Origin of the sequence: Campylobacter concisus, from assembly GCF_050447485.1 — a bacterium.
In the GTDB taxonomy this organism is placed as follows: Bacteria; Campylobacterota; Campylobacteria; order Campylobacterales; family Campylobacteraceae; genus Campylobacter_A; species Campylobacter_A concisus_BQ.
In genome coordinates this window covers 1,166,517-1,181,177 of sequence record NZ_JALMFY010000001.1, presented here as the reverse complement: position 1 = coordinate 1,181,177, position 14,661 = coordinate 1,166,517, and the positions used below count along the sequence as shown (strand labels likewise).

Annotated in this window: 15 protein-coding genes; 12 read left to right on the top strand and 3 right to left on the bottom strand. The window is 41.6% G+C overall.

The annotated features are described in order from the left end of the window. Positions 1 to 55: 55 nt before the first annotated feature. From MTT29_RS05975 to MTT29_RS05930, 10 genes are all read left to right on the top strand, one after another. Positions 56 to 976, top strand: coding sequence for an ABC transporter substrate-binding protein (locus MTT29_RS05975; protein ID WP_194170679.1), 921 nt, complete (start codon positions 56 to 58; stop codon positions 974 to 976). Positions 977 to 1,112: 136 nt separating this feature from the next. Continuing rightward, positions 1,113 to 1,388, top strand: coding sequence for a NifU family protein (locus tag MTT29_RS05970; RefSeq protein ID WP_194170680.1), 276 nt, complete (start codon positions 1,113 to 1,115; stop codon positions 1,386 to 1,388). Further along, entirely contained in the window at positions 1,375 to 1,929 is a 555-nt protein-coding gene (locus MTT29_RS05965; RefSeq protein WP_009295268.1) for a hypothetical protein, read from the top strand. The genes MTT29_RS05970 and MTT29_RS05965 overlap by 14 nt, the downstream gene beginning before the upstream one ends. Continuing rightward, positions 1,907 to 3,190, top strand: coding sequence for a UDP-N-acetylmuramoyl-L-alanyl-D-glutamate--2,6-diaminopimelate ligase (locus MTT29_RS05960; RefSeq protein WP_429800064.1), 1,284 nt, complete (start codon positions 1,907 to 1,909; stop codon positions 3,188 to 3,190). Before MTT29_RS05965 ends, MTT29_RS05960 begins: the two co-directional genes overlap by 23 nt. 2 nt (positions 3,191 to 3,192) lie before the next feature. Continuing rightward, a complete protein-coding gene (gene panD, locus MTT29_RS05955; protein WP_002941539.1) occupies positions 3,193 to 3,540 on the top strand; it encodes an aspartate 1-decarboxylase in 348 nt (115 codons plus the stop codon). A gap of 3 nt (positions 3,541 to 3,543) precedes the next feature. Beyond that, entirely contained in the window at positions 3,544 to 3,858 is a 315-nt protein-coding gene (locus tag MTT29_RS05950) for a YbaB/EbfC family nucleoid-associated protein (RefSeq protein ID WP_021091096.1), read from the top strand. Further along, the gene (locus tag MTT29_RS05945; protein ID WP_429800063.1) at positions 3,855 to 4,964 is read left to right on the top strand and encodes a DUF7488 domain-containing protein; all 1,110 of its coding nucleotides are present in this window, start codon (positions 3,855 to 3,857) and stop codon (positions 4,962 to 4,964) included. The genes MTT29_RS05950 and MTT29_RS05945 overlap by 4 nt, the downstream gene beginning before the upstream one ends. Beyond that, positions 4,961 to 5,860 carry a polyprenyl synthetase family protein gene (locus tag MTT29_RS05940; RefSeq protein ID WP_429800062.1) on the top strand — a complete coding sequence of 300 codons (900 nt, stop codon included), beginning with the start codon at positions 4,961 to 4,963 and terminating at the stop codon, positions 5,858 to 5,860. The genes MTT29_RS05945 and MTT29_RS05940 overlap by 4 nt, the downstream gene beginning before the upstream one ends. A gap of 107 nt (positions 5,861 to 5,967) precedes the next feature. Then, a complete protein-coding gene (gene tkt, locus MTT29_RS05935) occupies positions 5,968 to 7,878 on the top strand; it encodes a transketolase (protein WP_429800061.1) in 1,911 nt (636 codons plus the stop codon). A gap of 58 nt (positions 7,879 to 7,936) precedes the next feature. Beyond that, positions 7,937 to 8,731, top strand: coding sequence for an undecaprenyl-diphosphate phosphatase (locus tag MTT29_RS05930; RefSeq protein WP_429800060.1), 795 nt, complete (start codon positions 7,937 to 7,939; stop codon positions 8,729 to 8,731). 69 nt (positions 8,732 to 8,800) lie between these two features. Here the strand turns inward: MTT29_RS05930 and MTT29_RS05925 are convergent, their stop codons facing one another. Genes MTT29_RS05925 through moaC form a run of 3 tightly spaced genes read right to left on the bottom strand, consistent with a single transcriptional unit; the run spans position 8,801 to position 10,766 of the window. Continuing rightward, positions 8,801 to 10,039, bottom strand: a complete 1,239-nt coding sequence (locus MTT29_RS05925) for a hypothetical protein (protein WP_429800059.1) — start codon at positions 10,037 to 10,039, stop codon at positions 8,801 to 8,803. 9 nt (positions 10,040 to 10,048) lie between these two features. After that, entirely contained in the window at positions 10,049 to 10,315 is a 267-nt protein-coding gene (locus tag MTT29_RS05920; protein WP_103567945.1) for an HP0495 family protein, read from the bottom strand. Next, positions 10,290 to 10,766, bottom strand: coding sequence for a cyclic pyranopterin monophosphate synthase MoaC (gene moaC, locus MTT29_RS05915; RefSeq protein WP_187422353.1), 477 nt, complete (start codon positions 10,764 to 10,766; stop codon positions 10,290 to 10,292). Before moaC ends, MTT29_RS05920 begins: the two co-directional genes overlap by 26 nt. 416 nt (positions 10,767 to 11,182) lie before the next feature. Here moaC and MTT29_RS05910 point away from each other — a divergent pair, with 416 nt between their 5' ends. Together MTT29_RS05910 and nosZ are read left to right on the top strand one after the other, a co-directional pair. Continuing rightward, positions 11,183 to 12,001, top strand: coding sequence for a hypothetical protein (locus MTT29_RS05910; protein ID WP_429800058.1), 819 nt, complete (start codon positions 11,183 to 11,185; stop codon positions 11,999 to 12,001). Between the two features lie 12 nt (positions 12,002 to 12,013). Then, complete coding sequence (nosZ, locus tag MTT29_RS05905; RefSeq protein WP_429800057.1) at positions 12,014 to 14,602, top strand: Sec-dependent nitrous-oxide reductase; 2,589 nt, start codon at positions 12,014 to 12,016, stop codon at positions 14,600 to 14,602. Positions 14,603 to 14,661: the final 59 nt, after the last annotated feature.

Genomic DNA, 14,661 nt, shown 5'->3' with positions numbered 1-14,661 from the left:
AACCAAAATAAAGCAAAAGATTATATAATCTTGAAAATTTTTAAAAGGAGTAAGTATGAGAAAGTTTTTTAAGGTTTTGTGTGCGGCCTCTTTGCTTTGTTTAGTCGCAAACGCAAGCGAAGGGCTAGATAAGATCGGCATGACCTACGTCAAATCGCCGCTAAACGTCCCATCGATCGTCGATAAATTTAAAGGCTTTTACGCGAAGTCTTTTGGCATGCCGGTCGAGTACTCTGAGATCACCTCAGGTGCCAAGCAAACGCAAGCGCTCGCTTCAAATTCGCTCCAGTTTCTAAACTGCGTGGGCGGCACTTCGGTCATACTTGCAGCTGCAAATAAGGCTGATATAAAGATCATAAGCGCCTACTCAAGGGCACCAGAGGCCTTTGTCATATTTTCTAAAGATAAAAACATCAAGTCACCAAAAGATCTAAAAGGCAAAAAAGTAGCAGGCCCAAAAGGCACTATCTTAAACGAGCTTTTGGTGAGATACCTAGCGCTTGGTGGGCTTAGCATAAACGGCGTAGAGTTCATCTCTATGGGTATCCCAGCTGCGCAAGCTGCACTTGAAAACGGCAGCGTCGATGCAGCGCTTCTTGCAGGACCAGCGGCCTACAATGCTCAAAAATCAGGCCTAAATGTAGTGACAACTGGCAAAGGCGTCATCACACCAGTCATCGTCACGGCAACAAGCGGAGAGTTTTATAAAAAGCACAAAGACATAGTTGAGAAATTTAAAAAAGCTCAGGATGAAATTTTAGCCTACATCAAGGCAAACGAGGACGAGGCGCTTAAATTTACAGCCGAGGAGACTGGGCTAAGCATAGAGGCGGTAAAGAGCATGTATCCTCAGTACGACTTTAGCCCAAAGATCACGGATGATGATATAAAAGCGCTTGAGGCTACGCAAGAATTTATGCTTGAGAGCAAGATGATTGAACATAAAATCGATATAAAATCACTTCTACTAAACTAAACTTAAAGGGCAAATTTGCCCTTTTTTCTCACAAAAAACCACCAAAATTTAAAGCCAAAACGCCCCCAGCAAAAGCCTAGGAAACGTTTGTTTGCACTTTATCTGCTATAATAGCTAAAAAATTTAAGGAAAAAATATGATCCAATTTAGTGATGAAGAGCTTTTAAAGCCAGTGACTGCGAGTTTGCAAAAGGTGCTACCGATGCTTGAAAATGACGGCGGCGGCATGGAGCTACTTGGCATAAAAAATGGCAAAATTTACGTAAGACTCACAGGACATTGTCACGGATGCGCGGCTAGCACGACCACGCTAAAATACGGCCTTGAAAGGCAGCTTCGCATCGACATTCATCCAGAGCTTGAGGTTATAAATGTCCCAATCGGCGAGGAATTTGACATTGATAGATTATAAAAAAATAGGCATAAAATATTTCAAACGCTCTAAATTTAAAGATGCGATCTTTTACTTTTCACTAGCCTACGAAAAGACGCAGGAGAAAAATTTACTATTTTTGATACAAATTTGCTCTCTTGGCGAGGAAAATGCCGAGGAGGCAAAGCTCTTGTTTGACTACTACATGGCGAAAGTAAGAGCCGGCGAAGACGACGAGGGCGTGGAGGAAATTTTAAAAATTTTAGAGTCCAGAGACGAGGAGAGCGAGTACTTTGAAGAGCAAGACGCGATCAGCTACGAGGACTTTAAAAGGGCTGTTTATAAGGACGGCAGCTTTAAAAAGGTCTTTGAAAACATCATGTTCTCAACCAAGGTCATGATCTCAAACAAAGACGATTTTTTGGAATTTTTAGGAAATTTGATAAAAAATGACTTCATCGATATGAGCATGAACTACCTTGAGAGTGCGGCGGTGATGTTTGGCGGCGACGAGCGTATAGATCAGCTTTTTAAAGAGATACAAAAAAGACAAAACGATGAAAATATCAGTAGAAAATAGCTTTATAACAGATGACTCAAACGAGTGCGAGCAGGGTGCATACTTTGTGCAAACTACTGCAAATGCGAAATTTGTAGAACACGCGGTAAAAAATGGTGCTAAGATAATCACTCTTGAAGAGTGCAAAAAGCTTTTAAAGATCGATGAAAATTTAAAAATAGTTGGCATCACAGGCACCAATGGCAAGACCACGACGGCTGCGGCTATCTACGAGACCCTGCGAAATTTAGGCAAAAAATGTGGCCTAAGTGGCACCAGAGGGGCATTTATAGAGTGCGAGCAGATAGATGACAAGGCGCTTACGACAAGTGCCATTTTAAAGACGCTCTCATACCTAAAAGTAGCCAGCGAGCAGGGCTGTGAGTACTTCGTGATGGAGGTTAGCTCACACGCGATCGCTCAAAAACGCATAGAGAGCTTAAATTTTGCTCTTAAAATTTTTACAAACCTAACGCAAGATCACCTAGACTACCACAAGAGTATGGAGGAGTACGCTAGGGTAAAGTCAAGTTTTTTTGACGATGAGAGCGTAAAACTCATAAACATTGACGATGGTGGAGTTAAATTTAACCCAAAAAACGCCTACACATACGCGATCAAAAAGCCAGCTAGCTTTGCGCCGATAGTTTATGGGCTAAAGGACGGCATAGACGCAGTTATCAAGACGCCAAATGGCGATGTGGAGATAGACTCAAGCCTTCAAGGCGAGTTTAATCTTTACAACCTAATCGCAGCACTTGGTGCCGTTTGCTTACTAGAGCGCCCAGACGCAGCCGCACTTTCAAAGGCGATAAGTAAATTTAAAGGCGTGAGCGGCAGGATGGAGGTCATCAGCACCGATCCGCTAGTCATCGTGGACTTTGCCCATACGCCAGATGGCATAGAAAAGGTGCTAAACTCGCTTAGACATCTAAATTTGATCGCAGTCTTTGGCGCAGGCGGCGATAGAGATAGGACAAAGCGCCCTAAAATGGGAGCGATAGCCCAAAAATACGCAAGAATTTGCATCGTCACAAGTGATAATCCAAGAAGTGAAGAGCCAGAGAGTATAATAGACGAAATTTGCGCTGGCATGAGCCAAAATGAAAATTTGATACGAAATGCCAACCGCAAAGAGGCGATCGCACTAGCCATTAGCAAGCTAGAGCCTGGCTGGGCGCTTGTCATACTTGGCAAAGGCGACGAGCCATATCAGGAGATAAAGGGCGTCAAGCACCCATTTAGCGACAAAGAAGTTGTAATTGAGCTTTTAAAGAGGTAAAAATGAATATAGAAATTTTAGCTAGTAAGATCCACAGAGCCGTCGTAACAGACGCAAATTTAAACTATGTTGGCTCGATCAGCATCGGCGAGGAGCTTATAAAGGCTGCAAATTTGATAGAAAATCAAAAGGTTGAAATTTTAGACGTAAATAACGGCGAGAGATTTGCCACCTACGTGATAAAGGGCAAAAAGGGTGAAATTTGCCTAAACGGTGCAGCTGCTAGAAAGGTCTGCGTTGGCGACGTGGTCATCATCGTGGCGTATGCTAGTATGAAATTTAAAAAGGCTAAGAAATTTAAGCCAACCATCGTGCACGTAAATAACAAAAACGAGATCATAAAGGAGTAGGCGATGTTTGAGGGATTTGACTTTTCAAAGATGGGGCAGATGCTTGAGGATGTGCAAAGACAAGCCAAGCAGATGGAAGAAGAGAGCAAAAATAAAGAATTTGGCGCAAAAAGCGGCGGCGGGCTAGTGAGCGTGAGAGCAAACGGCAGCGGCGAGATACTTGATATCAGCATAGATGATAGCTTGCTTGAAGATAAAGAGAGCATGCAAATTTTGCTAATAAGCGCCGTAAATGACGTGCTAAAGTCGGTTGAGGCCGATAAGAAAAACACCGCTTCAAGGATGCTTGGCGGTCTTGCTTCGATGGGGATAAAATGAGACTAAATTATAAATTTGCCCTTGCTTTTTTGCTATCAGCGCTTTGCCTAAATGCCGACCCTAGGCCTACGCAAGAGGACTTTAACGCCTGCTTTGAAAAGAACAAAAACTCGATCGTCTCGGTAAATAAACACTTTGGCGTGGCTATCACTAAAAATTTGATCGCAGTGCCAAAAAGCGAGGGAGCTCCGCTTGGTGAATATGTCAAATTTGACCCATATTTGCAGCTCTTTTTGGTCCGCTCTAGCAAGGAGCTAAGCCCTGTCGTGATGGCTGATGAGACTAATGAAGAGCGCATCAAAAAGAGCACTTGGGTTGGAATTTTAAACGATTCAAACAACACCGTCATGGGTCACATCAAGTCTTTAGGGCAAAATTTAGGCGACTTTGACACGCTAAGCTTCGAGTATAACGCGACTGGCGAGATAAACACGCCTTGCTGCAAGATGATAGGCATAGCTGTTGGAGCTGATAAATTTATACCAAATCGCTATCTGAAGCACTTTGTATCTTACGATGACGTCTATTACGGCGATATCGGCGTGAAATTCTTACAAAAAGAGGATAAATTTTTTGTGGGTCTTGTTGATCCACTGGGCCGCGGCAAGATGATGATGGTTGATGATGAGCTTGTTAGTATAAATGGCATCAAGCCAAAGAGCCTAAGAGAGCTAAATGAGATGGTGCTTTTTGCTCCAAAGGGCGCAAAACTGGACATCATTGTAAAGCGTGATAGGCAAGAGCTACTCTTTCAAGTCCCAGTAAGCGGGGATGTGAAATTTAACCAAAGCCTAGACATTGACGCCCCTTCAAGCCTTGATCTGCCAAATTTAAATGTCATGCCAAAGTCGCCTGAGAGCTTGCTAGATGATAAAGTTTTGGTGGATTATGGTATCACGGTTGATAAAAATTTAGTCGTTACTAAGGTCGAGCCAAAGTCAAATGCCGACATCTTTGGCATCAAGATCGGCGATAAAATTTTAGGCTACAACAAAGAGAGTGTGAATAGCCGCGAGGAGCTTTTAGAAAAGATCAGCGATCTGCAAAATTTCGTGCTTTTGTTTAGCAGAAATGACTTTCAGTTCTTTGCAAGAGTGCCAAAATGAGCCTGCTTGAGGACTTCATAAAATTTCTAAATGCAAATTTGCCAAAGGCGCCTAGCTTTCATCCTTACTACGAGGAGGCGCTTGGCGTTATGCTAAAGGCTGGAGGCAAGCACTTTAGGGCGCTTTTGCTTCTTGGCGTGGTCGAAAATGTCGATAAAAGCCTCACGCAAAAGGCGATGAGAGTGGCTTTGGGGCTTGAGATGATGCACACATACTCGCTCATCCACGATGATCTGCCGTCTATGGATAACGCAAGCCTAAGGCGCGGCACACCAACGCTTCATGTAACATACGACGAGACGACTGCTATACTTGCAGGAGATGCGCTAAATACGCATGCTTTTTATGAAATTTCACGCGCTAACTTGCCAGCCGACACACGTATAAAATGCGTTGAAATTTTAAGCGAAAATGCTGGCGTTAGCGGCATGGTGCTAGGTCAGGCGCTTGATTGTTTTTTTGAAAATACAAACAAAGAGGACATCAAAAGAGCAAAGGCTAAATTTGGCCTCTCTGGCAAGATGCTAAGCCTTGATGAGCTAGTCTTTTTACACATCCATAAAACCGCAAAGCTCATCGCTGCAAGCCTAAAAATGGGCGCTGTGATAGTAAATTTAGACGAAACAGAGTGCGAGAAAATTTATGATATCGGACTAAAGCTCGGGCTTGCTTTTCAGATACAAGATGATATCATCGATCTTACAAGCGACGAAGCGGCCGCTGGAAAGCCCGTGCATAACGACCTAGCTAAAAACTCATTTACAAATTTACTTGGTCTATCTGGTGCAAAAAAGAAAAAAGATGAGCTTATTTGCGAGATAGAAGAGGCACTAAAACAGATAGATGCAAATATTGCAAAGATGATCTTAGAGCTTACAGACAAGCACCTAAGATAGTGCGTAAATTTCGTAAATTTATATCACTTTTTAGACATTTTGGGTAAAAACGCAAGGCAAGTTTTAATCACTTTTTTGTATAATCTGACGCAATAAAAGGAGATCATATGCTAAAAAAACAAGCCGATACTATAAGATTTTTGTGCGCTGATATGGTGCAAAACGCTAACAGCGGACACCCAGGTGCTCCTATGGGCCTAGCCGATATCATGGTGGTTTTAAGTAATTTTTTAAAACACAATCCAAAAAATCCAAAATGGCTAAACAGAGATAGGCTCGTTTTTAGCGGTGGTCACGCATCAAGCTTGGTTTATAGCTTCTTGCATCTAAGCGGCTACGATCTAAGCCTAGATGAGCTTAAGAAATTTCGCCAACTTGGCTCAAACACCCCAGGACACCCAGAAATTCATACTCCAGGCGTTGAGATGGCTACTGGTCCACTCGGTCAAGGCGTAGCAAATGCAGTTGGTCTAGCCATGGCAGAAAAATACGCTGCAAACGTGCTAAATGAGCCAGATAATAAAATAATCGATCATAAAATTTACTGCCTTTGCGGCGACGGCGACCTAGAAGAGGGCATAAGCTACGAGGCATGTTCAATCGCAGGAAATTTAAGACTAGACAACCTTGTGCTAATCTACGACTCAAACAACATCACGATCGAGGGCGACACAGCGATAGCATTTAGCGAGGACGTCAAGGCAAGATTTGAGGCGCAGGGCTGGGAGGTCGCACGCATCGACGGACACGACTACAACCAGATCGAATTTGCTCTTGAGCAAGCAAGCGAGAAAGAGTCGCCATATCTCATCATCGCAAATACACACATAGCACGTGGCGCAATGGAGCTTGAGGGCAGCCACCACAGCCACGGCGCACCACTTGGCGAGGAGATCATCAAAAAGGCAAAGGCTGCAGCGGGCTTTGACCCTGAGAAGAAATTTGCTATCGACGAGGACGTGCTTTTAAGATTTAGAGGTGCGGTAGAAAAGGGCGATCTTGAAGAGGCTATGTGGAACAAAAAGGTTGAGGCATTAAGCATTGAAGGCAAAAATTTACTAAATTCCCTTCTTAATCCAGACTTTAGCAAGATCGAATTTCCAGACTTTAGCGACAAAAAGCTAGCCACAAGAGATACAAACCACGTTATCTTAAATGAGATAGCAAAAAAACTTCCTGGCTTTATCGGCGGTAGTGCAGATCTTGCTCCTTCAAACAAGACCGAGCTAAAGGGCATGGGCGACTTCCCAAACGGCAAAAACATCCACTACGGCATCAGAGAGCATGCCATGGCAGCTATCAACAATGGCATCGCCAGATACGGTCTTTTCTTGCCATTTTCTGCGACATTTTTCATCTTCAGCGACTATCTAAAGCCAAGTGCGAGGATAGCAGCGCTAATGGGCATCAAGCACTTTTTTGTCTTCACGCACGATAGCATCGGCGTTGGCGAAGATGGTCCGACACACCAGCCTATCGAGCAGCTTAGCACATTTAGAGCTATGCCAAATTTCTACACTTTCCGCCCAGCTGATGGCAACGAAAACGCAGCTAGCTGGCATGCGGCGCTAAATTTAAACGCTCCAAGTGCATTTGTGCTTAGTCGCCAAGGGCTTGAGCCACTTGCAAAAGGCGAATTTGGCGAGGTCAGCAACGGCGCGTATCTGCTAAGCTCGGCAAAAGACGCGAAGATAACATTTATAGCAAGCGGCAGCGAAGTCTCACTCTGCGTAAAAGCAGCTGCAATTCTAGCTGAGCAAGGTATCGGCGCAAATATCGTATCAGCGCCTTGTTTTGACCTGCTTTGCGAGCAGCCAGCTGAGTATGTGGCTAGAATTTTAGATAAAAACACAACGATAATCGCAGTTGAGGCCGCAACTGGCTATGAGTGGTATAAATTTGCCGACGCAGTTTATGGTATGAACAGCTTTGGTGCCAGCGGCAAGGCGAACGAGCTATTTGATCACTTCGGATTTACTCCGCAAAAGCTTGCAAATTTTGTTAGCGAACTTATATAAAATTTAACTTTGGGGAGTAAAATCCCCAACTGCAATCTACAATCAAAAAAGGCATTTTATGGAAATTTCTCATGTTATCGTTTTGGCCTTGGTGCAAGGCATAAGCGAGTTTTTGCCGATATCAAGCTCGGCTCATCTCATCTTGGTGCCAAAGCTACTTGGCTGGCCAGATCAAGGGCTTGCCTTTGACGTGGCAGTGCATGTCGGTACGCTAAGCGCGATACTTTTTTATTTTAAAGATACGATTTTTAAGCTACTTCGCGACTTTTTTGCCTCGATCGCGCAACGAAAGATGGTGGGCGATAGCCTGCTTGTCTGGTGCGTTGGATTTGCCACTATTCCAGTGGGGATATTTGGACTACTTTTTAACCATGCGATCGAAGAGTACGCAAGAAGTGGCGTTGTGATCGCTGTTACTACGATCATCTTTGGCATCGCACTTTACTTTGCTGATCTTCGCTCGACAAACAAGAGTGAATACGAAATGACCATAAAATTTGCTCTTATCATCGGTTTAGCGCAGGCTGTGGCGCTCATCCCTGGCGTCTCAAGATCAGGTATAACGATGACAGCAGCCTTATTTTTAGGATTTAGCCACAAAGGCAGTGCAAATTTCTCATTTTTGCTTTCGATCCCAGTCATCATCCTAGCTGGCGGACTTGAGAGCATCAAGCTTATAAAAGATCCAAACGCCTTGCCTTGGAGTGACATCGCTCTTGGCGTTATCATAAGTGCAGTTAGTGCTTATATTTGCGTGAAGCTATTTATGGGGATCATCTCAAGGATCAGGATGCTACCTTTTGTCATCTACCGCTTGATCTTGGGTGCGTTTTTGCTCTATCTATTTTTATAAATTTAAGTTGTAAAATGGCTAGGCTAAGACCTAGCCAAAATGATAAATTTGCCAAAAAGCTTGGCAAATTTACTCCTCTTTTTTATCTTTTTTTATGACGTTTAAAAAGTCTTTTGCGGCTTGATAGGCTCTATCGCCAAATTTCTTAGCTTCTGTTTTTATATCCATTTGTTTGATATCTTCAAGCTTGTCGTTCGCCTTTTTCTCAAACTCCGCGATATCTTGCTTGAGGCCTTCAAGCTTGTCATTGGCGTCAAAATTTAGCTTTAGCTTTTTGCTCTTGTCATTTAGCTCTTGCTTTAGAGCTTCAAATTTATTATTTGCCTCGCTCATAAGCTTAGCAACGCCGTTTGACTTTAGCTCTTCAAGCCTTGAGCTGATCTGCTCTATCGCTTGATCACTTATGCGTTTAAATTTTGCTAGATTTGTGTCAAGCTCGCTATTTATCACGCTTTCGATCTCGCTTTTAGCTACGCCATCAAATTCGTTTTCAAGCTCTTTAAGAAGCGCTATAAACTCTTCATCTACGTTCTTTAAATTTAAAAGCTGTGAGTTTAGCCTTAGCTCGTCTGGAGCAAATTTAGCCTCATCTTTTAGCTTTTCAATAGCTCTTAAAATGCCATCTCTCGTGCCATTTATCGCGCCTTTTATGAGCTCTTTTGCAAAGATGTGCCCCTCATTTGCTAAATTCCCAGCTGCACTGATGATATTTTTTGAAATTTCAAACATTCGCTCTTTGCTAAACTCCCCACCTCTTATCGCAGAATAGGTCATATTTTTAGCTATCGCGCCAGCGGTCTCTTCTACGTCCTTTGCGCCCTCAAGCGTCGTTAAAAATGCGATTTGAGCGCTCTCTTTTAAGATGCCAAGCATTCTCGTTTCTCTAATGATCGCATTGTTTAAAAGCTCTAAAATTTCCTCTTTTTCACCAAAATTTCTATCTTTTACGACCTCTTCAGCCGCTTCAAATGAAATTTTTAGCCTATTTTTTATCTCTTCACGCTTTGCCTCGATGGCTCTATTTATCTCATCTCTTTTATCAAATAGCTCATAAAGCTCCTTCTCTTCGCCGCTAACTAGAGCTTGATTTATCCCTTCCATCGCGCTTTTTAGATTTTTGGCATTTATGAGGCTCTCTTTGTCCATCTTGTTGTAAAGCTCATTCATCTTTTGCTTCAAAAGATCAGGCAGTGCGTTTTCATCTTTGTCTGAGACGTCCTTAAAAAAGTCGTTGCAAAGAGCCTTTATGCTAGTTAGTAGCCCTTCGCTATCTTTATAATCACGTAAATTTTGCTCAAGTTTATCCATATTTTTACCTTATAAAACGTATTTTGCCTCGTGTTTTAGGGCTGAAAATATCTCCAGTCTCTCTTCTTCGCTTAAAACTAGCACGGCTAGATCGTAGCTCGCGTACTTTTTATCCTTGCTAAATTTAGAAAAAACTAGCTTAAATTCCCTATCTTTTACTATATCTTTCACCTTTGCCTCTGCCTCATCACTCGCATCAAAGATCACTTTGTACTCCCAGTGTGTTGGGTAGTCGATCTTTGGTTTTTTATTATTTAGATCGCATATACTCGCCACTTTTGCCTCCTTTTTTGCTCTCTAGTACGATGTTTCCGATCTCCATACCTTTATCTATGGCTTTTACCATATCATAAATAGTAAGAAGCCCCACACTTACGCCTGTTAGCGCTTCCATCTCGACGCCTGTTTTGCCCTCTATCTTTACGCTTACAAAAAGCTTAAAAGCGCAAATTTCAGGCAGCTCCTCGATGTCACAATCCACGCCCAAAATGGCCAGTGGATGGCACATAGGTATTAGCTCGCTTGTCTTTTTAGCGCCCATTATCGCAGCGACAACGGCTGTTTGGATGACTGGTCCTTTTTTGCCTGTGTTTTCTTTGATCGCCTTAAAAGCATCTTTGCTCATTTTGATGATCCCACTAGCAGTTGCTACTCTTTTAGTTGGATCTTTTGGGCTTACATCGACCATCTTTGGACGGTCTTTTTCATCTAAATGTGTTAGCATTATCTCTCCTTTTTTTGGTGGATTATAGCCTATTTAAACAAATTTAAGTTATCAGAGAATTTAAGCAAAAAATATCAAAAATCTAAAATTTAAGCTTTGCTCAAAACGCAAGAGAAATTTTTCATTTCTTAATATAATTATATAATTTAAATAATTTTTTTAAAGAAATATTTATAATTTAAATTTTAATGCAAAAAAAGCCTAAAATACGAATTTTCATAGATAATAAATTTTATCAAAAATATATTTCTATCCATTAAATTCCAAAGTCTATTTATTGTAAATAGCAAAATTTAAAAAAAATTATTGATATTTTTCTTTAAAAGCTTAAGAAAACAAATTAACTTCTAATTTGCTTTTAAGATATGAATATGTATATTTTTGTTAATTTTAAATTTACGATGAAAGCAACCTAGATAATGAAATTTCTGCTATGTCTTAGCTTGTCTTTGATAGCGCTTTTTGCTGAAGATAAAGGCTGCTTAGTTGATGAAAATAGTCAAAACATCATCTTTGTAAAAGATGGCGAGACAAAAAGCCTAGGATTAAAGGAGAAAATTTACAAAGATCAAAGATGTGCTTTCGATGAGAGCTCTTTTTACGTTGCAAATTTAAACAACGAGATCGTAAAGGTAGCTAGCGAGAAGGAATTTTTATTTGCACTGCCAAATGTTGGCTGTAAGGTTTCAAATATCTTGCTAGATAAAGAGAAAATTTACGTCGCTTGCGATATGGCAAATGTTGTAACGATCGCTATTTTTGACAAGAGTTCTAAAAAATTTATATCAAAAAATTTTAACAATGTTTATAAAATTTCTAGCTTTTTACCGCTTGGCGAGGGAGTGTTTTTTACCAGCTTTAATGGCAAGGCGTTTTTGCTTGATAGCAAGCTTAACGCAAAAGAGCAAAAAAGCGTTGGCTTTGCGCCAGTGAGCGCTTGTAAATTTAGCGATGATGAAATTTTCATAGGCTTTAAAAATGGAGAAATTTTAGATCTTAAAAGTGGAGCTAAAAAGCAAGTTTTAAGATCTAAAATTTCAGCTCTTGCTTGCGCAGGAGATGATGTTTTAGTGGCTAGCGAGGACGGAGCGATCTATAAATTTGACAAAAACTTTAAGCTAAAGGGCAAAAAAGAGCTTTTTAGTGGCGAGATAAAAGAAATTTTTATAGATAAAAACGTGCTTGTTGGCGTGGATCTAGGCAATAAGACAAAGAGTTTAGAGATAAATTCATTTTAAAAAGGAGAGTAAATGCAAAAGTTATTTTGTGTCGCAAGTGCTGCACTGCTTGGGCTATCTTTAACTGCTGCTTGTGCTGCTAGTAGTGACCTTGAAAAAGTCATGAAAGAGCGCGGGCTAAGCGAAAAAGATGTCCTTGCAGCTGCTAAGACTTACCAGCCAAGCGGTAAAAAAGATGATTTCATCGTCTTTTCATCTGGCGGGCAGAGTGGTCAAGTGCTAGTTTATGGCGTTCCGTCGATGAGAATTTACAAATACATCGGCGTTTTCACCCCAGAGCCTTGGCAAGGATATGGCTATGACGATGAGTCAAAAGCTGTCTTAAAACAAGGTGCTATCAGGGGCAAAGAGATAACTTGGGGCGATACGCACCACCCAAATTTCACTGAGAAAAATGGTGAGTATGTTGGTGATTATCTATTTATCAACGATAAGGCAAACCCAAGGATTGCTGTTATAAATTTAAAAGACTTTGAGACAACTCAAATGGTCGTAAACCCTATCATGAAGAGTGAGCACGGCGGTAGCTTCATCACTCCAAACAGCGAGTACGTCATCGAAGCTAGCCAGTACGCAGCTCCACTTGATGATAACTATCACTCAATGGACGACTACGAAGCTGTCTATAGAGGCGCTGTGACATTTTGGAAATTTGACTATCCAAAAGGCAAGATCGACGAGAAAGCATCTTTCTCACTTGAGCTTCCTCCATACTGGCAAGACCTAAGCGACGCTGGTAAGGGCGAGAGCTACGGCTGGGGCTTTACAAACTCAATAAATAGCGAGATGTATACAGGTGGTATCGAAAAAGGTCTTCCTCCATTTGAGGCAGGTGCTAGTAGAAATGACACTGACTTCTTACATGTTTATAACTGGCAAATTTTAGAAAAACTTGCGCAGGATAAGAAAAACTACAAAGTTGTAAATGGTCACAGAGTGATCACGATAGAAGCTGCTGTAAAAGCTGGAGCACTATTTTTGATCCCAGAGTCAAAGAGCCCACACGGTTGTGACGTAACACCAGATGGCAGATATATCATCGTTGGTGGTAAGCTTGATACTCACGCATCAGTTTATGACTTTAAAAAGATCAAAGAACTAATCGACAAAAAAGAGTACGCTGGCACTGACCCATACGGCATACCTATCTTAGATAGAGAAAAGTCAATGCACGGACAAGTCGAACTTGGCCTTGGACCACTGCATACATCATTTGACTCACAAGATGGCGTACTTTATACTTCACTTTACGTTGATAGTCAAATCGTAAAATGGGACTATAAAAATTTAAAAGTGCTTGATAAGATAAATGTTCACTACAATATCGGCCACCTTGATACAATGGAGGGCAAATCAGCAAAGCCAGTTGGCAAATATGCAATCGCACTTGATAAACTTTCAATCGATCGCTTCAACCCAGTTGGTCCTTTGCACCCACAAAACCACCAGTTAATAGACATCAATGGTCCAAAAATGGAGCTAATCTATGATATGCCTATTCCACTTGGTGAGCCACACGACGTTGTCTCAATAGCTGCTAGCAAGCTAACTCCAGCTCTTACTTACAACATGGGTACAAACTCAAGAACAGGCGAGGCTAGCCCATACGCAACTCTAGCTGGTCAAGAAAGAGTTGAGAGAAACGGCAAAAACGTAACTGTCTATGCGACAATGATCAGAAGCCACATCAACCCAGAGCACATCGAGGTAAATAAAGGCGATAATGTAACAATTCACCTAACAAACCTAGAGCGCGCGCAAGATGAGACTCACGGCTTTGGCATCGACCTTTACAACATCCACGCTTCACTTGAGCCTGGCAAAACTGCTTCAGTAAATTTCGTAGCTGATATGGAAGGCGTCTTCCCATACTACTGCACCGAGTTTTGTTCAGCACTTCACCTAGAGATGATGGGTTACTTACTTGTTAAAGATCCAAATAAAAAATATGAATCTGCAAAAAATAGCAAGCTAAAAACTCTAAGCCCAGAGGCTCTAAAAGCTGAGTACGACAAAGTAATCGCAACTAACAAAGCAACTGATGATGTTATCCAAGAGGTTGTTAAATACCTAAAAGAGAAACATTATGAGAAATATCCAAAAGTAAAAGCTTTGGTTGATGACGCACTTGATCAATACGGCCACATCAAAGAGGTAAAAGCTAAAGCTGACGAAGCTTACAAAAAAGGCGACGTAAATGGCGCTATCCTTTGGGAGTACCAAGTATGGCAATACATGGTAAAAACTGCTGACGTTGGTCTAAGAGCTAAAAACAACCTAGCTAAAGAGATCGCAACTCCGATGAGCCCAGCTGCTGCAAAAGGCGAAGAGGCTTATCTAAAAGGCGGATGTAATGGCTGCCACGTTATCGGTCAAGTAAGCTCAGGCCCAGACCTAACTGGTGTCTTGCTAAGACATGAAAACGGCGAAAAATGGGTAGCAGACTTCATAAAAGACCCTGCTAAATTCTATAACGATGACTACGTTAAAGCGATGATTGACTTCTTTAAACTTAGAATGCCAAATCAGCACATGAGTGACGAAGAGATCAAAAATATCATCCAGTATCTAAAATGGATAGACGAAAACGCAGGTATGTAGTTTTAAGGGGCATTTTTGCCCCTTTTAAATTTTAAAATTTAACTTTTGCTAGGCTAAAT

What these genes read in the sequence shown, in the direction of transcription:
- MTT29_RS05975 (WP_194170679.1), top strand. Translation starts at nt 56, where the DNA reads ATGAGAAAGTTTTTTAAGGTTTTGTGTGCGGCCTCTTTGCTTTGTTTA.
- MTT29_RS05970 (WP_194170680.1), top strand. Translation starts at nt 1,113, where the DNA reads ATGATCCAATTTAGTGATGAAGAGCTTTTAAAGCCAGTGACTGCGAGT.
- MTT29_RS05960 (WP_429800064.1), top strand. Translation starts at nt 1,907, where the DNA reads ATGAAAATATCAGTAGAAAATAGCTTTATAACAGATGACTCAAACGAG.
- panD (WP_002941539.1), top strand. Translation starts at nt 3,193, where the DNA reads ATGAATATAGAAATTTTAGCTAGTAAGATCCACAGAGCCGTCGTAACA.
- MTT29_RS05950 (WP_021091096.1), top strand. Translation starts at nt 3,544, where the DNA reads ATGTTTGAGGGATTTGACTTTTCAAAGATGGGGCAGATGCTTGAGGAT.
- MTT29_RS05945 (WP_429800063.1), top strand. Translation starts at nt 3,855, where the DNA reads ATGAGACTAAATTATAAATTTGCCCTTGCTTTTTTGCTATCAGCGCTT.
- MTT29_RS05940 (WP_429800062.1), top strand. Translation starts at nt 4,961, where the DNA reads ATGAGCCTGCTTGAGGACTTCATAAAATTTCTAAATGCAAATTTGCCA.
- tkt (WP_429800061.1), top strand. Translation starts at nt 5,968, where the DNA reads ATGCTAAAAAAACAAGCCGATACTATAAGATTTTTGTGCGCTGATATG.
- MTT29_RS05930 (WP_429800060.1), top strand. Translation starts at nt 7,937, where the DNA reads ATGGAAATTTCTCATGTTATCGTTTTGGCCTTGGTGCAAGGCATAAGC.
- MTT29_RS05925 (WP_429800059.1), bottom strand. Translation starts at nt 10,039, where the DNA reads ATGGATAAACTTGAGCAAAATTTACGTGATTATAAAGATAGCGAAGGG.
- MTT29_RS05910 (WP_429800058.1), top strand. Translation starts at nt 11,183, where the DNA reads ATGAAATTTCTGCTATGTCTTAGCTTGTCTTTGATAGCGCTTTTTGCT.
- nosZ (WP_429800057.1), top strand. Translation starts at nt 12,014, where the DNA reads ATGCAAAAGTTATTTTGTGTCGCAAGTGCTGCACTGCTTGGGCTATCT.